20 protein-coding genes and 1 tRNA gene are annotated in these 21,371 nt (G+C 47.6%); 3 read left to right on the forward strand and 18 right to left on the reverse strand.

Translation table 11 applies throughout. From position 1 onward, the window contains the following. Positions 1-3 precede the first annotated feature (3 nt). From HYN48_RS01310 to HYN48_RS01380, 15 genes are all read right to left on the reverse strand, one after another. A tRNA-Arg gene (locus tag HYN48_RS01310) sits at positions 4-75 on the reverse strand. Between the two features lie 55 nt (positions 76-130). Next, the gene (locus HYN48_RS01315; RefSeq protein ID WP_108369422.1) at positions 131-580 is read right to left on the reverse strand and encodes a GatB/YqeY domain-containing protein; all 450 of its coding nucleotides are present in this window, start codon (positions 578-580) and stop codon (positions 131-133) included. A 247-nt stretch (positions 581-827) separates the two neighbouring features. Further along, a complete protein-coding gene (ftsZ, locus tag HYN48_RS01320) occupies positions 828-2,759 on the reverse strand; it encodes a cell division protein FtsZ (RefSeq protein WP_108369423.1) in 1,932 nt (643 codons plus the stop codon). 79 nt (positions 2,760-2,838) lie between these two features. Beyond that, positions 2,839-4,236 (reverse strand): cell division protein FtsA, encoded by a 1,398-nt coding sequence (gene ftsA, locus HYN48_RS01325; RefSeq protein ID WP_108369424.1) that lies wholly within the window; start codon positions 4,234-4,236, stop codon positions 2,839-2,841. 6 nt (positions 4,237-4,242) lie between these two features. Beyond that, on the reverse strand, positions 4,243-4,977 hold the full coding sequence (locus HYN48_RS01330) for a cell division protein FtsQ/DivIB (RefSeq protein ID WP_108369425.1): 735 nt from the start codon (positions 4,975-4,977) through the stop codon (positions 4,243-4,245). After that, on the reverse strand, positions 4,964-6,313 hold the full coding sequence (gene murC, locus HYN48_RS01335; RefSeq protein ID WP_108369426.1) for a UDP-N-acetylmuramate--L-alanine ligase: 1,350 nt from the start codon (positions 6,311-6,313) through the stop codon (positions 4,964-4,966). The genes HYN48_RS01330 and murC overlap by 14 nt, the downstream gene beginning before the upstream one ends. After that, complete coding sequence (gene murG, locus HYN48_RS01340; RefSeq protein WP_108369427.1) at positions 6,310-7,437, reverse strand: undecaprenyldiphospho-muramoylpentapeptide beta-N-acetylglucosaminyltransferase; 1,128 nt, start codon at positions 7,435-7,437, stop codon at positions 6,310-6,312. The genes murC and murG overlap by 4 nt, the downstream gene beginning before the upstream one ends. Position 7,438: 1 nt before the next feature. After that, positions 7,439-8,791, reverse strand: coding sequence for an FtsW/RodA/SpoVE family cell cycle protein (locus tag HYN48_RS01345; RefSeq protein ID WP_108369428.1), 1,353 nt, complete (start codon positions 8,789-8,791; stop codon positions 7,439-7,441). 103 nt (positions 8,792-8,894) lie between these two features. Beyond that, positions 8,895-10,229 (reverse strand): UDP-N-acetylmuramoyl-L-alanine--D-glutamate ligase, encoded by a 1,335-nt coding sequence (murD, locus tag HYN48_RS01350; protein WP_108369429.1) that lies wholly within the window; start codon positions 10,227-10,229, stop codon positions 8,895-8,897. After that, on the reverse strand, positions 10,230-11,459 hold the full coding sequence (gene mraY / locus HYN48_RS01355) for a phospho-N-acetylmuramoyl-pentapeptide-transferase (RefSeq protein WP_108369430.1): 1,230 nt from the start codon (positions 11,457-11,459) through the stop codon (positions 10,230-10,232). A 4-nt stretch (positions 11,460-11,463) separates the two neighbouring features. After that, positions 11,464-12,927 carry a UDP-N-acetylmuramoyl-L-alanyl-D-glutamate--2,6-diaminopimelate ligase gene (locus HYN48_RS01360; RefSeq protein WP_108369431.1) on the reverse strand — a complete coding sequence of 488 codons (1,464 nt, stop codon included), beginning with the start codon at positions 12,925-12,927 and terminating at the stop codon, positions 11,464-11,466. Beyond that, on the reverse strand, positions 12,924-14,924 hold the full coding sequence (locus HYN48_RS01365) for a penicillin-binding protein (protein ID WP_108369432.1): 2,001 nt from the start codon (positions 14,922-14,924) through the stop codon (positions 12,924-12,926). The genes HYN48_RS01360 and HYN48_RS01365 overlap by 4 nt, the downstream gene beginning before the upstream one ends. Further along, positions 14,915-15,262, reverse strand: a complete 348-nt coding sequence (locus tag HYN48_RS01370; protein ID WP_108369433.1) for an FtsL-like putative cell division protein — start codon at positions 15,260-15,262, stop codon at positions 14,915-14,917. Before HYN48_RS01370 ends, HYN48_RS01365 begins: the two co-directional genes overlap by 10 nt. 2 nt (positions 15,263-15,264) lie before the next feature. Continuing rightward, positions 15,265-16,173: a 16S rRNA (cytosine(1402)-N(4))-methyltransferase RsmH gene (gene rsmH / locus HYN48_RS01375; protein WP_181248500.1), complete on the reverse strand. Its 909-nt coding sequence runs from the start codon at positions 16,171-16,173 to the stop codon at positions 15,265-15,267. Beyond that, entirely contained in the window at positions 16,148-16,621 is a 474-nt protein-coding gene (locus HYN48_RS01380) for a division/cell wall cluster transcriptional repressor MraZ (protein WP_108369434.1), read from the reverse strand. Before HYN48_RS01380 ends, rsmH begins: the two co-directional genes overlap by 26 nt. 371 nt (positions 16,622-16,992) lie before the next feature. On the opposite strand from HYN48_RS01380, the gene HYN48_RS01385 reads away from it, so the two are divergent. Continuing rightward, the gene (locus tag HYN48_RS01385; RefSeq protein WP_108369435.1) at positions 16,993-17,757 is read left to right on the forward strand and encodes an alpha/beta fold hydrolase; all 765 of its coding nucleotides are present in this window, start codon (positions 16,993-16,995) and stop codon (positions 17,755-17,757) included. Between the two features lie 56 nt (positions 17,758-17,813). Further along, entirely contained in the window at positions 17,814-18,428 is a 615-nt protein-coding gene (gene yihA / locus HYN48_RS01390; protein WP_108369436.1) for a ribosome biogenesis GTP-binding protein YihA/YsxC, read from the forward strand. On the opposite strand, the gene HYN48_RS01395 is transcribed toward yihA, so the two are convergent. The 3 genes from HYN48_RS01395 to gldB are packed head-to-tail and all read right to left on the reverse strand — an operon-like array spanning position 18,421 to position 20,330. Continuing rightward, a complete protein-coding gene (locus HYN48_RS01395; protein ID WP_108369437.1) occupies positions 18,421-19,011 on the reverse strand; it encodes a hypothetical protein in 591 nt (196 codons plus the stop codon). The two genes, yihA and HYN48_RS01395, sit on opposite strands and share 8 nt — an antisense overlap. 16 nt (positions 19,012-19,027) lie before the next feature. Continuing rightward, positions 19,028-19,360, reverse strand: coding sequence for a gliding motility protein GldC (gldC, locus tag HYN48_RS01400; RefSeq protein ID WP_181248501.1), 333 nt, complete (start codon positions 19,358-19,360; stop codon positions 19,028-19,030). Further along, the gene (gene gldB / locus HYN48_RS01405) at positions 19,353-20,330 is read right to left on the reverse strand and encodes a gliding motility lipoprotein GldB (protein ID WP_108373256.1); all 978 of its coding nucleotides are present in this window, start codon (positions 20,328-20,330) and stop codon (positions 19,353-19,355) included. Before gldB ends, gldC begins: the two co-directional genes overlap by 8 nt. A 193-nt stretch (positions 20,331-20,523) precedes the next feature. Between gldB and nadE the strand changes: the two genes are divergently transcribed. After that, the gene (gene nadE, locus HYN48_RS01410; RefSeq protein ID WP_108369438.1) at positions 20,524-21,336 is read left to right on the forward strand and encodes an NAD(+) synthase; all 813 of its coding nucleotides are present in this window, start codon (positions 20,524-20,526) and stop codon (positions 21,334-21,336) included. The last annotated feature ends 35 nt before the right edge of the window (positions 21,337-21,371 follow it).

Here is a 21,371-nt window from a genome sequence, read left to right on the forward strand (position 1 = left end):
TAGTGACCGCGAGAGGACTCGAACCTCCATCATCAGAACCGGAATCTGACATTCTATCCATTGAACTACGCAGCCTATTTTGGACTCTGGAACTTCTAATGATTGACAACCTGTTACAGGTCGCCGATTATTACGCCAGCAGTCTCTTAACGATTGAAGAAATCGTCTTACCTTCTGCTGTGCCGCCAAGTTGCGCGGTAGCCAGTCCCATGACCTTGCCCATCGACGCGATTCCCGAGGCACCGGTATCGGCTATAATTTTCGAGATGACCGCTTCCACTTCAGCTTCGCTCAACTGCGCCGGAAGGAACTTCTCAATCACGGCAACCTGCGCGAGTTCCGGCTCGGCAAGATCAGGACGGTTTTGTTCCGTGAAGATGCGTGCGCTCTCCTTGCGGGTTTTCACAAGGCGCTGCAGCAGCTTTATCTCTTCCTCCTCAGAAATATCTTCTTTGGAACCTGAAGCGGTCTGGGCGAGCAGCAATTCCGATTTGATGGAACGCAGCGACTCGAGCGCGACGGTATCTTTGGCTTTCATGGCGGTCTTGATCTCGTCCATGATTTTTGTTGATAAGCTCATAAAGTCATTTTTAGTGGGGTCCGGCCTCCGGATGGCAATGGAAATCCTTTTTTGTTTTAAAAATGACGCCCGGTCAATCGGTACGACCCAACAAAAAAGATTGCAATGTACAGCCGGGAATATGGCCCCAAATCTTGCTGTGCAAACTTAGACAAAATTACTGTAATGGCAAAGGCGTGCCGTAATGGTTTTGCATAAAAAAACCCGAAAATCTGAGACTTCCGGGTTTAAGATTGGTTTGAGTTAGTTAATCCACGTTGTCGTGAAGGAACGAGTTGTTTGACCGCAACTGTATATCGTCATTGCTGTCAGTTCCCAGCGAAGTGCGGGATTTATGGTTTGTCTCAGGCGTACCCGAGATGTCGATGCCGAGTCTTTTGTATGCCGGTTCCCTTTCCATTTCTTCCATACGCGAAGAATTGGTGTGGAACTTATAATTGAACTCCTTCAGTTTGCGCCTTCTTTCGTCAGCACGCAATTTATTGGCTTCCTCGAGAGACATTTCGGTTGGCGAAATGTTTTCGAAATGCAGGAACTCCGCTGACGGCTCAATCGTCTTTTTTGTGAATTGCAGTTCTGACGGCTCTTCAGCCACTTTGGCAACCGGTTTCGATTCGAGCAGCGAATTCTCGATCTCCATGTACTCTTCCAAGGAATAGCGCACGACGCCGGTTTCATTCAACTCGGTCATAGGCACCACCTGCACAGGTTGGTTCACCTTGATGTCTTTGGTTTCCTCGGTCAGCTCGAAAAAAATGCGGGAATCTGCTTTTTCTACTACGGGCTCAGGTTTCGAAATGGGCAAATCGAATGAGAAAGTGATCTGCTCTTCTTCCTTTGCCACGTGCTTTGGCTCCTGTACGGTCATTTCGCGGACCTCAGGGGTCGTAAAGAAGAAATCAGGCTCGGTTACCGCAGCTGGCGGGGACACGATTTCAAACGTCACGTCAAGATTCTTGATGAATTCGGTAGTAGGGACAAGCGTCACTTCAAAAACAGGCTCTTCGATTACGGGCTCTTCCACGACCTCTTCCATCAGGTCATGCACAATCCTTTCCTCGTTTGCCGGAGCGGATACTTCGGTAAATTCGAAAGAAGACACCACTTTCGGGGTCAGGTTGTGCGTAATCCGCTGCTCTTCTTCGAGTGCATGGATGATTTTCTTAGGTTCCGTATTGACGATTTCGTTTTGCTGTTCCACATTAAAACCCGTTGCGATAATGGTCACCGCAATCGAATCCTCAAGGCTTTCGTCCTCACCGACACCCATGATGATGTTGGCATTGAATCCGGCCTCGTGCTGGATGTGGTCGTTGATCTCACCGATTTCATCAATCGTGATCTCGTTGGTGCCGGAAACGATAAGCAACAATACGTTTTTGGCGCCTGTAATCTTATTGTCATTTAAAAGCGGGGAGTCGAGCGCCGATACGATGGCGTCTTTGGCACGGTTCTCTCCGTTAGCCAATGCCGATCCCATAATCGCCGTACCGCTGTTTGACAGCACGGTTTTGGCATCTTTTAAATCGATGTTTTGTGTGTAGTGGTGCGTGATGACTTCCGCGATGCCGCGCGATGCGGTGGCCAGTACCTCGTCAGCTTTGGAGAAACCCGCTTTGAAGCCGAGATTTCCGTACACTTCACGCAATTTATTATTGTTGATGACAATCAGCGAATCGACTTGCTTGCGCAGTCTTTCCACCCCGTTCAGGGCCTGGTCCTGACGCACTTTGCCTTCAAACTGGAAAGGGATGGTTACGATTCCCACGGTGAGGATGTCGCGCTCGCGGGCCAGTTGCGCAATCACAGGTGCCGCACCGGTTCCGGTTCCTCCGCCCATACCGGCGGTAATGAATACCATTTTGGTGTTTACGTCAAGCATTTTCTCAATATCGGAAATGCTCTCAATGGCCGATTGCTGTCCTACTTCAGGATTTGCACCGGCGCCGAGGCCTTCGGTGAGGTTTACCCCCAATTGGATTTTGTTTGGCACGGGACTGTTCTGTAATGCCTGGGAATCGGTGTTGCAGACGATAAAGTCTACACCTTTTATTCCCTGCCTGAACATGTGGTTGATGGCATTGCTTCCACCTCCGCCCACGCCGATCACTTTAATTACATTTGATTGATTCTTAGGCAAATCAAATGAAATACTTCCAAAATCTGAGTTGCTTGTCATATTCTTTTGGTTTTTATATTCTCTGGTCTTTCTTTTTTGCTTCTCTCCCGCCGTTTGCGAATTTCAAATTACACTGAATTTATTCAGCGTTGTCTAAGAAATCCCTGATTTTATCAACATACTTATCAAAAAAAGATTTCCTGATTTTGTTCTCGGTAGACTCCTGCACCCTGGCCGTTTTAGGGGCCACATCAGCAAACACCACTTCTTTAACTTCTTCTGGTTCAGGCATCGTTTTTACAGGCTCGGGCTCGATATGCCGCTGTATCGGCTTTACTTCCTCAACCACTTTCTCCACGGGCACCGCACTTCGCGTGTTGTTCTGGATGCTGTTCATGACCAACCCGACCGCCGTGGCGTATAACGGACTGGAGATTTCCTCATCAGAATTGCCCGCAAGATGCTCGTTCGGGTAACCGATACGCGTGTCCATCCCTGTGATGTATTCTACGAGCTGCTTGATGTGCTGCAGCTGTGCGCCGCCACCGGTCAGGACGATTCCCGCGATGAGTTTCTTGCGTGGGTCTTCATGTCCGTAGGCCTTGATCTCAGAGAATACCTGCTCAATAATCTCAACGACGCGCGCGTGGATGATTTTTGAAAGGTTTTTCAGTGAAATCTCCTTCGGCTCCCTGCCGCGTAAGCCGGGAATAGAAACGATTTCATTGTCTTTATTTTCACCGGGCCATGCTGACCCGAACTTCACCTTGAGCAACTCGGCCTGCTTTTCGATAATAGAACAGCCTTCTTTGATGTCATCGGTAATCACGTTGCCGCCAAAAGGGATGACCGCAGTATGACGGATGATTCCATCCTTAAAAATTGCTAAATCAGTCGTTCCACCTCCGATATCGATCAGGGCCACCCCAGCTTCTTTCTCCTCCTGCGAGAGCACGGCGTCTGCGGATGCCAAGGGCTCCAGTGTCAGGCCGGACAATTCGATTCCGGAACTCTGGATGCAACGGCCCACATTACGGATCGAAGAGGCCTGGCCTACAACAACGTGGAAGCTCGATTCCAGCCTTCCGCCATACATTCCGATGGGCTCCTTGATTTCCGATTGCCCGTCAATCTTGAATTCCTGCGGCAGGACGTGGATGATCTCCTCGCCCGGCAGCATCGCCAGTTTGTGCACCTGATTGATTAACAGGTCGATGTCCTTGTCACCGATTACTTCTTCCGGATTGCTCCTCGAGATGTAATCGCTGTGCTGGATGCTCCGGATGTGTTGTCCGGCAATCCCGACGACCACGTCCCTGATGCTGTAACCCGAATTGTTTTCGGCTTCAGCCACGGCAAGCTGGATCGACTGGATGGTCTGGGTGATGTTGTTTACCACGCCACGCGCCACTCCAAGGCTTTTGGATTTTCCGACACCGAGGATTTCGAGTTTTCCGTACTCGTTTTTCCTGCCAATCATCGCGACAATCTTGGTTGTCCCGATATCTAAACCAACGGCGATATTCTCTTTTTCCATAATCTGTTATTTAGTGCACACTACCTGTTGCGTAAACTTAAGGTTGATGAACCTGTATTTATTTAGTAAACTGTCCTTTATCGCTTTTTGAAAGAAAGCCTTGTAATTGCTGAATTTCCGTTGCGCATTGACGGGCTTCCCGAAATCAATGCGGTAATCGAAATTCCTGTTCGACATCAGCAGGCCGCCATTAGGCAAAACCTCAATCCCGATGATGTTCTTTTTCAAAAAATCATCGTTATGGATCAGTCGAAAAACTTTGCACAGGTCTTTGCTGTTGCTTTCGTTTACCACACCCGAAACAAGCGGAACCCTCGCAGCATGGATCGTAGACAGCGGCATCTTATTTCCTTGATTGTCAAGATAAAAAGAATCCGTTTCGCCGACCACCCTTGCAATAGGGGTCTTTTGTTCCACAACAGCCTTCAGGACACCGTCAATGCTCACAAAAACCTCCGACTTTTCAATCATTTCATTGGCATTTATGGCATTTTCCAGCTTACCCAAATCTAGATTTTCTTTACGTATGGTTTGCGCGGACGTTTTATTTTCTATTAACAATTTATTAACCATCTCGCGGGTAATGAAAAGATTGTCAGCCGCTGCAAACTCAACGACAGACGTCTTTAACCTGCGTCCCTCATTCCTTTTGAGTGTAAATGAATACAATGCCGCCAGCCCCACGCAAATCAGCGCCAGTCGCACGTTAATCCAGATGTTTTTCCAGTTAAGCTTTTTCATGCAATGCCATTTTTATGGATTCGACCATTTCACCGATGTCGCCCGCGCCTATGGTCACGATGACCTCCGCGCCGGACGCCAGGATCTCTGGGATGAGCTCGTCCTTTGATACCAATTTACTTTCGGGATTGCTCATTCTTGACAACAGCCAACCGGAATTCACGCCTTCCATCGGAAGTTCCCGTGCCGGATAAATGTCCAACAGGATGACCTGCCCGAATCTGGAAAGGCTTTCGGCAAATCCGTCGATGAAATCTTTTGTCCGGCTGAACAGGTGCGGCTGAAATACGGCAAGGACTTTTTTGCCCGGGTACAGTTCCGAAACCGCCTGGAACACGGCGTCGATTTCAGTAGGATGGTGCGCATAATCATCAATGTACACGAGCCGATCCGTTTTAATCTGGTATGAAAACCGCCTTTTGACGCCACGGAATGAGGATAATGCTTTGACAATGGACACGGTTGGGGTACCGAATTTCCTGGCCATTGCCAAAGCCATTACCGCATTCATCAGGTTGTGCCGTCCGGGCAAGCCGAACGCTATATTTTCTATGGTTTCCGAGGGCGTCTGCACGTCAAAAATGTAGCTGCTGTTTTCTATCCGGATGTTGTAGGCCTTGTAATCGGATTCGGAGTCGATGGCCACAGACATTCCGTTAAGAGGCAGGCCTTTAGCAATAAACAGGTTTTCTCTTCCACTTATTTTTTCCGAAAATTCCGTAAACGACGCTTCAATGGCTGAACTGTCCCCGTAAATGTCGAGATGGTCCGCATCCATCGAAGTGATGCAGGCCAGATCAGGATGCAGGTGAAGGAACGACCGGTCAAACTCGTCTGCTTCTACGACGGTAACGGTTTTGCCATTGCCGATCAGATTGGAATTGTAATTCTCGACGATACCGCCGAGGAACGAGGTCACGTCAGCACCGCTTTCGTACAGTATATGCCCCAGGATACTCGATGTCGTGGTCTTACCATGGGTCCCGGCAACGGCAAAACAAAAGGTGTCTTTGGTGATGATGCCTAAAACTTCGGCACGCTTTTTTACATGATAGCCTTTTTCAAGGAAGTAGTTCCATTCAGAATGTGACGCCGGAACTGCAGGTGTAATCACCACAAGCGTATTTTCGGCATTAAAATCTTCCGGAATGCGGCTGATGTCATCATCAAAATGGATGCTGATGCCGCTCTCGATCAACTCGCCGGTTAACGTAGACGGTGTCTTATCGTAGCCCTGCACGTTTTTCCCCAAGGTCTGGAAATAGCGCGCCAACGCGCTCATGCCGATACCGCCGATGCCTATAAAATACACGTTATGTATCTGGTTCAGGTTCATGAGGGATTGTTGCTGAGCGACTGCATGGCAGAGGCCGGGATTAGCTTAATAATTTCGTTTACTATATCTTTTGTGGCATTTACTTTAGCCAGTTTTTTAATTTTTTCCGACAATACTGACTGCTTGTTTTCGTCCGACAAAAGGCTGTTAAACAGGTTGGTGAACTGCGTATCAAGTTCGGCTTCACGAATCATCAGCGCAGCCTCCTGATCAACGATGGACCTGGCGTTTTTCGTCTGATGGTCTTCTGCGACATTGGGCGACGGGATGAAAATCACCGGCTTGCCGACAATGCACAACTCTGAAACCGATGACGCGCCTGAACGCGAAATCACGACATCTGCGGCAGCATAAACCAGATCCATCCGGTCGATGAACGCCATTACCTGCACATCGTCCTTTTCGCCGAAATGCCTGTACTGCTCATAGTAAAACTTACCGCATTGCCAGATTACCTGAACGTTTTGCGATGCAAAATTGAGCAGTTCCTTTGCGATTAATTGATTGATTCGTGCCGACCCAAGGCTGCCGCCAAGAACGAGGATCGTTTTCTTATCCGGCGACAGGTTGAAATGCCGGATGGCTTCCTCACGCAATCCGTCAATGCCTAAAAGGTCCTGACGTACCGGATTTCCGGTAAATATGATTTTGTCTTTGGGAAAGAAGCGTTCCAGATTTTCATAGGCCACACAAATCTTATTGGCTTTGGCGCTCAGCCACCTGTTGGTAATTCCCGGAAACGAATTCTGTTCCTGAATGACGGTAGGGATTTTAGCGATTCCCGCAACCCTCAACAATGGACCGCTTGCAAAACCGCCTGTTCCTATGACGACGTCCGGTTTGAAATCCTTAATTATTGTCCGTGATTTTAAAAGGCTGTCAATTAATTTTAACGGAAAAAGGGAATTGTCGAGCGTCAGCCTGCGCTGGATCCCTGCGATCCAAAGTCCTTTGATCGGATAACCCGCCTGCGGGACCTTCTGCATTTCCATTTTGTCCTTCGCACCTACAAACAGGATTTCACAATCGGGGAAACGCTGCCTCAATTCATTGGCAATGGCGATGGCCGGATAAATGTGTCCGCCAGTGCCGCCGCCGCTTAATATGAATTTGAGTTGTCTCATGTTATTTTTGCATCACGGGTTTCATCGGGAGGGCCGAATCGGTGATGGAATAATCGTTCTCGTCAAATGCCGCGTGATTTTCAGGAAGATTGTCCTCCTCTTCATCGTCTTCCTGCAATTGCCTGTCGATGAGTTTTTGCAACGCGATGTTGCGGCGTTCCTTTTCCTGCTGTTCCTCAGCGATCTCTTCTTCTTTCTTGGTGACGCTGATGATGATGCCGATAGCGATACAGGTCATCCAGATTGAACTTCCGCCGCTACTTACCAACGGTAAAGTCTGCCCGGTTACGGGAAGCAATTGCACTGCAACACCCATGTTGATCAATGCCTGGAAAATAATCGGGAACCCGAGCCCTACGACGAGGAATTTCCCGAAGGGCGTATTGGCTTTGTGCGCGGCAACGATAAACCGGAAAAACAGCAGAAGATATAATGCGAGCACGCCCAGACCTCCTATAAGTCCGTATTCTTCGACGATAATCGCGAAGATAAAATCCGAAGAGGACTGCGGAAGGAAATTCTTCTGCACACTCTTCCCCGGGCCCAGCCCATAGAAACCACCCGTAGCGATGGCGGTTTTGGCTTTTTCGATCTGGTAATCGTCGTCAGAGACTTCGTATTGCGATTTGTCCTTTTCCTTAAAGAAAGTACCCACACGGTTTTCCCAGGTTTTCACCCTGGCAAAGATTTTGGGCGTATTGTCCGGATTGGTTTTTTCGGCTACTTTGGCGACGATGATGAACAACGCAAACATGGCCACGCCGATTCCAACGACCGACACGATGTATTTCATCGGATAATTTCCAATGAACGTGAGCATCAGCACCATTGAAAAAATCAGCGCTGCTGTGGAAAAGTTATTCGGCAGGATCAATGCCAGCGTAAACCCGACGGGCAGCCACAAATCGATTAATGACGATTTGAAGGTGATTTCCTCATTCTGCATTTTGGACAAATACCGGGCGACGAAAATCATCAGGACAATAAAAGCCAGTGCCGAGGTCTGGAATGAAATCCCGACAAACGGCACCTGTATCCAGCGTGTGGCACTGCCCTGCTCGACACCAAAGAATAAGGTATAGGCGAGCAACGCCCAGACCAACGGAAGCAAAATCCGGGAAATACCCCTGAAATAATGATATGGCACCTTCTGGACATTGTACAGGATAAAGAACCCGAAAAGGATGTGTATGGCATGTTTCAGCAAATAACCCAAAGTGTTGCCTGACCCGTGGTTCATGTAGGCCAGGTTGCTGCTCGCACTAAACACCGGCATAAAAGAAAATAACGCGAGCAGGGCCACGAATGACCAGATGCCTTTGTCTCCTTTTAAGCTGTTGATTAGTTTGAACATTTCATTGCATTTGCGCTGTCAGCGTTTCGCGTCGAGCTATGATTACTTCAGTTATTATGTCTCGCATACAAGCTAACGGCTCATGGCCGAAAGCCGGTCGCAGTTACAAATTCTGCACGGCTTGTTTGAACTGTCTTCCACGGTCTTCATAATTGTCGAAGAGGTCAAAACTGGCGCAGGCCGGTGACAGCAATACGGCGTCGCCTTTTTCAGCGAGGCGCTGTGAGGTACGCACGGCATCCACCATCGAATCGACTTCAACCATCATGTCGACAACATTTCCGAAAGCATCGATGATTTTCTTATTATCGACGCCAAGGCAGACAATCGCTTTGACTTTTTCACGCACGAGCGGCATCAATTCGGCATAATCGTTCCCTTTGTCAACACCTCCGACAATCCACACCGTAGGCATGGTCATGCTGTCGAGCGCAAAAAATGTCGCATTTACGTTTGTGGCTTTTGAATCGTTGATGTATTGAACATTCTGGATCTTAAGCACCTTTTCAAGGCGGTGTTCGACACCCTGGAAATTGGACAGGCTTTCCCTGATGGTTTCCTTGCGGATTTTCATCAGTTGGGCCACTGAGGCCGCTGCCATCGCATTTTTAAGGTTGTGTTTGCCTTCGAGTGCGAGGTAGTTCGTGTCCATTGTAAATTCTTCTTTCTTGATGTTGATTTTCATTGTCTTGTCGTTTAGGGATGCTCCGTTTGTTATTGGCTTTGAAATTGAAAAAGGTATTTTCACTGCTTTGATTGTATTTTTTGAAAACCATCCGGAGATGGCCTCGTCGTCGTCGTCGTAAATCAGGAAATCGCTTTCCTGTTGGTTCATCGTGATCCTGAATTTGGAACTGATGTAATCGTCATAATTGTAATTGTACCGATCGAGATGGTCCGGACTGATGTTTGTAATCACGGCAATGTGGGGGCTGAAACTGATGATGCCGTCCAATTGGAAACTGCTCAGTTCAAGCACATACACATCAAACTGGTTCTCGGCCACCTGCCATGCAAAGCTTTTCCCGATATTGCCTCCGAGTCCGACATTCAGTCCGCCCGACTTGAGCAGATGATGGGTGAGCATCGTCGTGGTCGTTTTGCCGTTACTGCCCGTGATCCCTATGATCGTGGCATCAGTAAAGGGGGCCGCAAACTCAATTTCGGAAATGACCGGAACACCTTTCTCGACGAGCTTCTTCACTATAGGTGCCTTTTCAGGGATGCCGGGGCTTTTCATCACCACATCGGCATTGAGGACGAGTGCCTCGGTGTGCTTTTCATCTTCCCATGCAATCTCATTAATCGTAAGAACTTCCTTATAATTTTCCTTAATCTTTCCAAAATCGGATACAAAAACATCGTATCCTTTTTTTCTGCCCAAAATGGCAGTACCTACACCGCTTTCGCCTCCACCCAGGATTACCAGTCTTTTCATCTATCGCAGTTTTAACGTGACGATTGATAAAATAGCGAGCAAAATGCCGACGATCCAGAAGCGTGTGACAATCTTGCTTTCATGGTAGCCTTTTTTCTGGTAATGGTGGTGCAGCGGCGACATCAGGAAAATCCTGCGGCCTTCGCCGAAGCGTTTGCGCGTATACTTGAAATAACTGACCTGGAGCACTACCGAAAAATTCTCAACCAGGAAAATTCCGCAGAGCAAAGGCACGAGCAACTCTTTTCTTACCGAAATCGCCAAAACCGCGATAATCCCGCCGATGGTCAGGCTTCCGGTATCACCCATAAAGACCGTCGCCGGATAAGAATTGTACCAAAGAAACCCGACAAGCGCACCAACGAAAGACGCGATGAACACGGTCATTTCTCCGGAGTTCGGGATGTACATGATATTGAGGTAGCCTGAAAAAATGATGTTTCCCGACACGAATGTGAAAATCCCGAGTGCTATCACCGATATGGCGGAAGTCCCCGCTGCCAGTCCGTCGATGCCGTCAGTAAGGTTGGCGCCGTTTGATACCGCTGTGATGATGAAAATGACAATCGGTATAAAGATCAGCCAGGCCCATTCTTTGTAACCCTCTCCTGTCCACGCAAGGATCTCGGCATAGTCAAATTCATTGTTCTTGAAGAACGGGATGGTTGTCGCAGTGGATTTCTCTTCAATCGGCAGCGATGACACGACGTCCTGCGATTGCTTGTATGTAAAGGTTTCGAGGTTTTTGTCATTCCTTATCGTAACTGCGGGACTGAAATACAGCACCGAACCCACGATAATACCCAATCCTACCTGTCCGATTACCTTAAATTTCCCTTTGAGTCCCTGCTTGTCCTTTTTGAATATCTTGATGTAATCGTCTACAAACCCGATGACGCCCATCCATAAGGTGGTCACAATCAAAAGGATGATGTAAATGTTATCGAGTTTGGTGAACAGGAACACCGGAATCAATGTCGCCATGATAATGATCAATCCACCCATAGTAGGTGTGCCGGCCTTTTCATTTTGTCCCTGCAACCCGAGTTCCCTCACCGTTTCGCCAACCTGCTGGTTCCTGAGGAAGTTGATGATTTTCTTACCAAAAATCGTCGAAAGCGACAGCGACAGGATGATTGCCAATGCCGACCTGAAAGTGATGTATTGAAACACTCCCGTGCCGGGAACGTTCAATTCTTTGTGCAGATAATCAAATAAATAGTACAGCATATGGCTACTTGTTGAGTTGTTCCAAAAATTCCTTAACCGTCTTCATATCGTCAAAATCGTAGCGTACGCCGCGGATTTCCTGATACGTTTCATGCCCTTTCCCGGCGATGAGTATGATGTCGTTTGCCTGGGCAAGCTGGCAGGCTGTTTTGATTGCCTGTTTCCTGTCGGTGATGGAAATCGTCTTTTTATAAAATTGCGGCTCGATGCCTTTTTCCATTTCTGCGATGATGGCGTCGGGGTCTTCACTCCTGGGATTGTCCGAAGTCAGGATTACCTTGTCGCTTAACGAGGCGGCGATGCCTGCCATTAAAGGACGCTTTGTCTTATCGCGGTCGCCGCCACAGCCTACCACAGTAATCAACTGCTCGTTCTTGGTACGGATGTCGGCGATAGTCCTGAGCACGTTTTCGAGTGCATCGGGCGTGTGGGCATAGTCAACAACTGCAGTGATTTTTTGGTTCGACACGATAAACTGGAACCTACCCGACACGCTTTCAAGTTCGGAAAGCAACCTTAATACTTCGAGGCTTTCCAGTCCGAGCTCCACCGCAGTTCCATAGATGGCCAATAAATTATACGCGTTAAATGTCCCTATCAACCGCACCCAAACCTCATTGTCATTGATTTTGAGCAGCAGTCCCGACAGTTGGTTTTCAAGGATCAGCGCTTTGTAATCGGCATAGGATTTCAATGCGTAGGTCACCTTCTTTGCCGATGAATTCTGGAGCATCACCAGTCCGTTCCGGTCGTCCACATTCGACAAAGCGAAAGCCGATTTGTCCAGATGGTCGAAAAATGACTTTTTTACGTCCCGGTATTCGGCAAAGGTGGCGTGATAATCCAAGTGGTCGTGTGACAAATTGGTAAATACGCCTCCCGCAAAATGCAGTCCTTCGGTGCGTTTCTGGTGGATGCCGTGCGAACTGACTTCCATGAAGCAGTATTCTACACCCACTTCGTTCATCGCCTTGAGGTAGCGGTTAATCGTCAACGGGTCCGGTGTGGTGTGCGTTGCTTTGTATTCCACTTCGTCAACCAATATCCGGACAGTTGAAATCAGTCCGACCTTATAACCCGCTTTCTTAAACAGCTGGTAAAGTAAGGAAGCTACGGTGGTTTTGCCGTTTGTACCGGTGATACCAACCAGTTTGAGGTTGCGGGAAGGGTTGTCATAGTAATTGTCGGCGATGAATGCGAGCGCGGCATTGGTATCTTTTACCTTTATGTACGTTACGCCCGCAGCAATATTTTCGGGAAAAGTGTCGCAGACGACTGCAACCGCACCCTGGGTCACGGCCGTTTCGATGAAATCATGCCCGTCGGAAACCGAACCACGGATGGCCACAAAAACATCGTTTTCAACGATTTTCCTCGAATCAAAATCGATTGCATTGATTTCTACGTCGGTGCTGCCTTTGACAGCATCGATGGAAACACGGTACAATATGTCTTTCAGGGTGCTCACGATAATTCCAGTATGACGGTTTTTGACTTTGCCTTTTGCTCTCCTGCAGGCAGCGATTGTTTTTTCACTTTTCCAACACCGATGGCTTTGACCTTAAAGCCCATATTTTCCAATAATGCCACGGCGTCCATTCCGGCCATTCCTTTTACATTCGGCATTTTATCGGGGTTATTCTGGGCTTTGGCATCGTAATTGTTATAGCTTTTCTCCTGGACGGCGATTTTTTTCTTCAACGTCCTGATTTCATTCATCGATGGCGAATCGGTAAAAATTTTCTGTGCGATCCTCTTGAAAACAGGGCCGGCAACATCAGCACCGTAATAATTATTGTTCACTGTACTTGGCTTATGCACGACGACAATACAGGAATATTTCGGCGCATCGGCAGGGAAATACCCTACAAATGATGATGCATAATATTTGTCTGCGCCGCCATTCCTGGCATAATCTACCTGCGCAGTACCGGTTTTTCCCGCCATCGAAAAATCTTTTGAGTACAGGTTTTTACCCGTTCCGCGTTTCACGACATTTTTCAGGACTTCGCGGACTTTTGAAAGCGTTTCATCGGAACAGATTTTAGGGTTGATGACCACTTTGTCGTATTTTTTTATGGTTCTGTTCCACTCCCGGATTTCCTTTACGAAAATCGGCTTGATCATTTCCCCATTGTTTGCGACGGCGTTGTAGAGTGACAATGTTTGCAATGGCGTTACCGACACACCATATCCGAAAGCCATCCACGGCAGCGACAATTTTGACCACCGTTTTTCCTGAGGCTGTGGAATGTAAGGACGCCCTTCACCCTGGAAAGGCAGGCCCAAAGGCTTGTTCAACCCATAGCTGTTGATCCTGTCTACAAACTCCTGCGGATTGTTTTTGTAATTGTTATAGACCGCCTGCACCATTACAGTGTTAGATGACACTTCGAAGCCTCTGGCAAGTGAGACTTTACCTGACGTACGATGCGAATCCTCGACATCATGTCCCCAATATTGGATCAGGCCGTCGTGTTTGTCAAAAACAGCGCTCGTATCGATCTTTTTGTCGTCAATCAATGCAATCAGGTCCAGTAATTTGAATGTGGAACCGGGTTCGTGGGACTCTGCGACAGCATAATTCTGCGTTTCATAATAGGTGCCATCGTTGCCTTTACCCAGATTCGCAATCGCGCGGATCTCTCCGGTCCTGGTTTCCATCACGACGACACAGCCGTGGTCTGCGTCGTAATCCTGGAGCTGCTTGAGCAACGCGTGGTGCGCAATATCCTGGATGTATACGTCAATAGTCGAAATCACATCGTAGCCATCCCGGGGTTCAACCTCGTTATTGTCTCGTAGTGGCTTCCACTGCCCTTTTGCGATTTTCTGCTTTAGGATTTTCCCATCTTTCCCATTCAGGTACTGGCGGTAAGCCCATTCAATCCCTTTGCCGTCGGGCGAGCCGTCAGGCCTGATCCTTTCGTAACCAATGGTACGCTCGGCAATCAAGCCGATCGGATGCTCACGCACGGTTTGCTGCTCGATGATGATGCCGCCTTTATAAGCGCCGAGATTAAACAGCGGAAACCCTTTGATTGCAACGTATTGGGTATAACTTAAATTTCTGGCTACCAGAAAGTAACGGTCCTTATTGGCCCGCGCGCGCTTCAGCGCAGAAAGGTAGAAGCTTGCGGGTTTGCCCAGCAGCACATGCAGCGAGTCAGCCAGCGCAACGACATTCTTCCTGAAATCCTCGGTCTTCGGCGCTACGGCATCAAAGCGTATCTTGTAGTTGGGGATGGAGGTGGCCAACAGGCTGCCGTCAGCAGAATACAGATTGCCTTTGTTTGCGGGAATCACAAAATTCTTGACTGTCCGCTCCTTGGCCAGTTTCTTATAATGGTCGCCTTCAACCCACTGGATGTTGGTCAGTTTCACGACAATAGCGCATGCCATCACGAACAGGGCAAACCCAACGAGATAGATGCGGTAAGAAATATGTTTCTCTTCTATTGCCATAATTTATCCCAAAAACCTTTTTCTTTTTCCTGTTTCACTTTTATTTTTACGGGCGGCACCGACGACGGAAAAATCGCTTTTGCGGCCATTTTTTCCGAAACGGTGGATTCCATGCGGAGCTTCATCAGTTCTGACCGGCGGTCGACGAATTCAGAGCGAAGTTCTTTCACTTCATTGGTCAGTTCCGTGATTTTGAAAACCTTCTGCTCATAGCGATTGGTATTGGCGATCATCGCCAGCACAATCAGGATGATAAACACGATGAAGCGCCAGTTTTTATTGGCATCTTCATTCACCAGGAACCTGGCTTTCAATATGCTGTAAATCCCTTTTTTCATGGTCAGCGTTTTTCAGCAATCCTTAATTTCGCACTGCGCGCGCGGTTGTTTATCCTGATTTCGGCCTCGGTTGGCACCACAAGTTTACCAATGAGTTTAAACGGTACCGAAAAATTCCCGAACATGTCGCGTTCCGGCTCACCTTCAAACATGCCGTTTTTCATGAATCTTTTCACCAAACGGTCTTCAAGCGAATGGTAAGAAATCACGCTTAGCCTTCCCTGCGGCTTTAAAATCTCGAGGGATTGTTCCAGGAATTCCTTCAGGACCTCCATCTCGCGGTTCACCTCAATGCGTACCGCCTGGTACATTTGCGCCAGGATTTTATGGCTTTTATGTTGCGGAAGGAACCGGCTTAAGACCAGCTTCAACTGCTCGGTATTCTTGATCGGTGCTTTTTCACGCGCTTCGATAATTACCCTTGCTATGGCAGGTGCATTTTTCAACTCGCCATAATCGAGGAAGACCCGCCTGAGATTGGCTTCATCATATTCATTGACGACACGAAAGGCATTCAGGTCATTTTTCCGGCTCATCCTCATATCGAGTTCGGCATCGAAACGGGTTGAAAAACCGCGTTCAGCCACGTCAAACTGGTGCGAGGAAACGCCCAAATCAGCCAGAATCCCATCGACTTTGGTCACATTGTAAAACCTCAGGTATCGCTTAAGGAATTTAAAATTCTCGTTGATCAGCGTAAAACGGTCGTCTTCCAGGGCGTTGCCCAAAGCATCCTCGTCCTGGTCGAAAGCAAAGAGCTTCCCGTTCGGGCCCAGCCTGCGCAGTATTTCAGCGGAATGCCCGCCACCACCGAACGTCACGTCAACATAAATTCCATCCGGATGGATGTTGAGCCCGTCGACGGTCTCGGCCAGCAACACAGGGTTATGATATTCCATGGTCATCGTCATTTACATCGCCCATTACTTCTTCTGCCAGATCAGCAAAATCGTCGTCTCCTCCGGCAATTGATTGCTCGTACAAATTCTTATCCCAGATCTCTACGATGTTCACTTTAGAGGAAAACACCACGTCTTTTACGATACTGCTGTAAGCAGCCAGGTCTTTGGCCACCAAAAGCCGTCCGACTTCATCAATCTCAACCACCTTGACACCCGCCATAAACTTGCGGATAAAGTCGTTGTTCTTCTTGTTGAAACGGTTGAGCTTGTTGATTTTAGCCATCATCAGGTTCCATTCAGCCATGGGCCACAACTCAAGGCACTTGTCGAACACGGAACGCTTCAGGACAAAGCCGTCCTGTAATGAAGCTGAAAGCTGTTTCTTCAAAGGAGCAGGCAACAACAGCCTTCCTTTTCCGTCCGCTTTACATTCGTATGTTCCGATAATGGTATTCAACGAGTTACACTTTAAGTTGATTCAAAGCAAAAATAAATAATTATTTCCCACTTTTTACCTAAACCTCCCACTTTGTTGATAAGTTTCCCTATTTATCAACGAAAATCGCTTACAGCGCGAAATGGCAATTTTTGTGTTCCGGCGGACAAGCGGCATTTTATAACACAGCAAACCGTAGACTGCGGTTACGAAAACCCGATTTTGACGCGAAAAACGTGATCTTATTTGTCAGAAAATCTTTCTGCCTTTCCGGAAGCTGCTGAAATTTAATCGGTTAAATGAAAAACAGGCGCCAAGCAAATAAACCGGTTGCGACCTGATTTTTACCCATAAAATCTTATATTTGCGTGAACGCCAAAAGCCCGACCATAATGAGCACTGACCTTAAGCAAGAAGGAAGATACAAGTATTACGAAGCCGGCGAAGGCACGCCAATCATTATCCTCCATGGCCTAATGGGCGGACTCAGCAATTTCGATGGTGTGGCGCAATACTTCCCGCAACATGGCTACAAAGTAGTCATCCCTGAGCTCCCGATTTACACCCAAAGTATCCTAAAGACCAATGTGAAGGCGTTTGCAAAATATGTGAAGGATTTCATCACGCACAAAGGCTTTGACCGCGTCATTCTTTTGGGTAATTCCCTGGGTGGACACATTGCGCTGTACCACACCAAAATGTATCCCGAAAAAATGACAGCGCTGGTCATCACCGGCAGTTCAGGGTTGTATGAAAGTGCTATGGGCGACAGCTACCCGAGGCGCGGCGACCGTGATTACATCAAGAAAAAGGCAGAAGAAGTTTTTTATGATCCGAAAATAGCCACTCCTGAGATTATCGAGGAGGTTTATACGATGGCCAACGACCGCATCAAGCTGATTAAGACGCTCACGATTGCCAAAAGTGCCATACGACACAATATGGCCAAGGATTTGCCTAAAATGCATGTCCCTACTTGCATAATCTGGGGAAAGGACGACAAAGTGACGCCGCCGGATGTGGCCGAAGAATTCAACAGGCTGCTCCCGAATTCGGCATTATACTGGATTGACCGATGCGGGCATGCCGCGATGATGGAACATCCCGATGAATTTAACCGACTGATGCACGACTGGCTGAAAGTCCACCATTTTTAACATCAAATACACAACCGCGGTCCGAAAGATGGCGGTTTGTTTTTAATACGAAGCCTATGAAAATCAACACTGCAGAATTTGTCATCAGCAATTCAGATGTCGCGAAATGCCCGAAGGACATGTTACCCGAATATGCCTTTATTGGGCGTTCGAATGTGGGAAAGTCGTCGTTGATCAATATGCTTACCAACAACAAAAACCTGGCAAAAACGTCTGGAAGGCCGGGAAAAACGCAGCTCATCAACCATTTCCTGGTGAACAAAAACTGGTTTCTTGTCGACTTGCCGGGTTACGGCTACGCCCGTGTTTCCAAAAAGACAAAGGAAATTTTCCAGAAATTCATCACCGATTATTTTGAAAAGCGCGAACAGCTCGTATGTGCTTTCATATTGATTGACATCCGTCATGAGGCACAGAAAATCGACCTGGAATTCATTACTTATATAGGTGAAATCGAGATCCCGATGTGCCTTGTGTTTACCAAAGCCGATAAAATAGGAAAAGTCAAGGCAGACATGGCCGTGGCTGATTACCGGAAAAAACTGTTGGCAAACAACTGGGAAGAAATGCCGCCATACTTTATCACCTCATCCTCTGAAGGAAGGGGAAGGGAAGAACTGCTAGAGTACATTGATGGAATCAACCGCGAGATGTTTAAGCAAATCAATTGAATGATTTCAGATCAAGGTTCAAATCTATGTAATTGGTATACGACCTTACTATGCCCACTTCGTCATTCCAATGAATGATGGCATAATTTTCAGGTGAATTGCCATTGTAGGATTTGATTACGGTACATAAAAATGTTCCTGCAGGCACAGTCAGGCTGGAATTCACGTCAAGCACTTCATATATTTTGGACACGCCGCCCAAATCTTCCTCCCAGTGGTCGCCAGCCACTGCATTTTTCTTATATTCACGCCAAAACGTGCCTGCCAGGCCATCGTTGGCATCAGAAAGAAGGAAATCTCCTTCCTGATGAAAATAATAACCGGTAGACTCCATAAAACCGCCTAAATCCTCAAAATATTCTTCAGTTTTTACCAAAAAGCCCTGTCCGTCACATGGCCCGTATGTTATACGCACGTCCCCGCGCTGCCGGCCTTGGAAAATGTATTTATAAAGCGCCACATTTCCCGCCTGTAAAAACGGGATATCGGAATTACAGCTAACACCTCCGTGATCAGCATCGCTACTACAACCCATTGCTAATGCTGTAAGGCCGAAGACTACCAGCATGTAAATTCTTTTCATCACTGACTCTTACAGATCATTTCTTCAAATTCAGCTTCTCTGCAAAATAATCACAGAAATCCTTCATCGTATCGGTCATCTTATCATCTGCGGTAGCGCGCTGGAACGTATCGGCCATAGCCACGAGCGTCTGGTGGAAAAAGACTTTCATCTCATCGACGGGCATGTCCTTGGTCCATAAATCGATACGCAGGGTTTCCTGAGCATTGCTGTCCCAGATGGAAAGCATCATGGCTTTGGCTTCTTCGGATTCTACACCGCCATCCTGCGCGGTCCAGCTTAGTTTCTCGGGCACGCGGTTTTCGTCGAGCTCGACAAGGAATTTTATTTCAGAGGTAATGTTACTCATTTTGGGAAGGTTTGTATTTTGATTTGTTGAATATTTCTGTGGCATCCATCATCAGCATTTTCTGCAGCGTCACATCAGGATTGTTCTTCATAAAGGAACGCACGATCTGCCAGCCGATCCAGTTGCCGATCCGTCCTGGACTCTCATTGTCGATTTCAAGGTAAAATTTCGAGAACGGCGCCAGGTTGATGAAACGGCTCAGGAGTTTGATATCCGTACTGTAGAGGTAGCTTTCTTCAATAAAGTAGCTCCAGATCATGGCTTCGTTCGCCTGCGACCATTTAAGCTGTTCTTCGGTATACCCCATTTTATCGGCGTCGGTGTAATCGGGAATTAAAAGGTCTTTCATATACAATTCCTTCCCGCCGTATATCATATGGGCCAGCAGCGTCTTCTCTGTCGGAGGCGGCACCTTGGTTTTGGCGAATGCCGACACCAGGTCCGGCATCATCTGTTTGGGCTCAAAGTTCTGCCGGATGTATTTGTCAATGCCCTCATAGAATCTGTGGTCCCTGCCCAGGTACATTTCAAGCGAAATCAGCACAATACTGTCCGCATAAATGACCTTGGTATTGTAATCGACCTCGTAAATCATCGTAGTCACTTTCGGCGTCCTGGTTTTCGGATAATAAAATTTGATGTGTTTTAAAACTTCTTCTATCTCATGGGTCTGCGCGCTGAAATCGCCGTATTTTTTTTCCACTTCATTATAAAGTTCACGCCATTGCGGATGCGTCATCTTTTCGATGTATTGCGCATCGCTGACATTCGGCGGAAAAAAAGAGGGGAATTGCCGTTTCAGCCTGGGAAGGTCAGCAGGTTTGGTTTCGAAAAAAGCTTTGTCAAAGCGTTCAACCTTCAGGGGCTGCAATTGAATTTCGGCCACCTTTTTCTCGACCTCTGATTTTTTTTCGCACGAGTACAGAGACACCGCTAAACACACTATAAGTAACCTGGAAATTGTTTTCATAAGGTGATGGATTCTGGCAGCCGCAGCCTCAGCAAACAGCGGCATCAAGCTTCAAATATTACAACTTTTCTGACTTAAAGAATAAATTGTTTTGTTAATTTTAGGCGAATTTTATCCTGCCATTGTGTGGTGTAAGGATAAGTGATCCGAGGTGCAAATATACATTTCAGTTTTTTAAAATTATCCAAATACTATGCAAAAAATGACAGCGGCCGCGGCCGGCAAAGTGAACGAATTTATTGTTGATTGGCTTACGGCTTACGCCGATAACGCAAAAGTGGGCGGGTTTGTTGTGGGGATTTCAGGAGGGATCGACTCAGCCGTAACCTCAACGCTTTGCGCGCAGACGGGCAAACGCGTATTGTGTGTCGAAATGCCGATACATCAGGCGGAAAGCCATGTAAGTCGTGCCAGGGAGCATATATCGCAATTGAAGCGGCGCTTCCCTAACGTGGAAAGCACGGTGGCAGACCTGACCGAAGTTTTTGAAATGTTTAAAACGAAGGTTACGTCAGACAGTAACGAAGCCAGCCTGAATTTGTCACTGGCCAACACGCGGGCGCGCTTCAGGATGACGACGTTGTATTATTACGCAGGCATTTATGGGCTTTTGGTGGCCGGAACGGGAAATAAAGTTGAGGATTTCGGGGTCGGGTTTTTCACCAAGTATGGCGATGGCGGCGTTGATTTGAGTCCGATAGCCGACCTGGTCAAATCAGAAGTCTATGAACTGGGCCGTTTTTTACAGGTGCCCGAATCGATACTGACCGCCGCCCCTACCGATGGCTTATTCGGCGACGACCGAACGGATGAGCAACAGATAGGTGCATCGTACGACGAATTGGAGTGGGCCATGGAAGCAGCAGAACATGGTAAAAGCGCATCGGATTTTTCAGGGCGTGAGCAGGAAGTTTTCGGCATTTACCAAAGGCTGCACCGCAACAATAGGCATAAAATGGAACCGATACCCGTGTGTGTGGTTCCAAAAGAATTGAAAGACCGCTGAGTCTTAAAATAAAAACATCTGGAAAAGAATATATA

It is taken from the genome of Flavobacterium magnum (genome assembly GCF_003055625.1).
GTDB lineage: Bacteria > Bacteroidota > Bacteroidia > Flavobacteriales > Flavobacteriaceae > Flavobacterium > Flavobacterium magnum.

Coding starts and splice junctions, on each gene's coding strand:
- HYN48_RS01315 (WP_108369422.1), bottom strand. CDS start 580: ATGAGCTTATCAACAAAAATCATGGACGAGATCAAGACCGCCATGAAA.
- ftsZ (WP_108369423.1), bottom strand. CDS start 2,759: ATGACAAGCAACTCAGATTTTGGAAGTATTTCATTTGATTTGCCTAAG.
- ftsA (WP_108369424.1), bottom strand. CDS start 4,236: ATGGAAAAAGAGAATATCGCCGTTGGTTTAGATATCGGGACAACCAAG.
- HYN48_RS01330 (WP_108369425.1), bottom strand. CDS start 4,977: ATGAAAAAGCTTAACTGGAAAAACATCTGGATTAACGTGCGACTGGCG.
- murC (WP_108369426.1), bottom strand. CDS start 6,313: ATGAACCTGAACCAGATACATAACGTGTATTTTATAGGCATCGGCGGT.
- murG (WP_108369427.1), bottom strand. CDS start 7,437: ATGAGACAACTCAAATTCATATTAAGCGGCGGCGGCACTGGCGGACAC.
- HYN48_RS01345 (WP_108369428.1), bottom strand. CDS start 8,791: ATGTTCAAACTAATCAACAGCTTAAAAGGAGACAAAGGCATCTGGTCA.
- murD (WP_108369429.1), bottom strand. CDS start 10,229: ATGAAAAGACTGGTAATCCTGGGTGGAGGCGAAAGCGGTGTAGGTACT.
- mraY (WP_108369430.1), bottom strand. CDS start 11,459: ATGCTGTACTATTTATTTGATTATCTGCACAAAGAATTGAACGTTCCC.
- HYN48_RS01365 (WP_108369432.1), bottom strand. CDS start 14,924: ATGGCAATAGAAGAGAAACATATTTCTTACCGCATCTATCTCGTTGGG.
- HYN48_RS01370 (WP_108369433.1), bottom strand. CDS start 15,262: ATGAAAAAAGGGATTTACAGCATATTGAAAGCCAGGTTCCTGGTGAAT.
- rsmH (WP_181248500.1), bottom strand. CDS start 16,173: ATGACGATGACCATGGAATATCATAACCCTGTGTTGCTGGCCGAGACC.
- HYN48_RS01385 (WP_108369435.1), top strand. CDS start 16,993: ATGAGCACTGACCTTAAGCAAGAAGGAAGATACAAGTATTACGAAGCC.
- yihA (WP_108369436.1), top strand. CDS start 17,814: ATGAAAATCAACACTGCAGAATTTGTCATCAGCAATTCAGATGTCGCG.
- HYN48_RS01395 (WP_108369437.1), bottom strand. CDS start 19,011: ATGAAAAGAATTTACATGCTGGTAGTCTTCGGCCTTACAGCATTAGCA.
- gldC (WP_181248501.1), bottom strand. CDS start 19,360: ATGAGTAACATTACCTCTGAAATAAAATTCCTTGTCGAGCTCGACGAA.
- gldB (WP_108373256.1), bottom strand. CDS start 20,330: ATGAAAACAATTTCCAGGTTACTTATAGTGTGTTTAGCGGTGTCTCTG.
- nadE (WP_108369438.1), top strand. CDS start 20,524: ATGCAAAAAATGACAGCGGCCGCGGCCGGCAAAGTGAACGAATTTATT.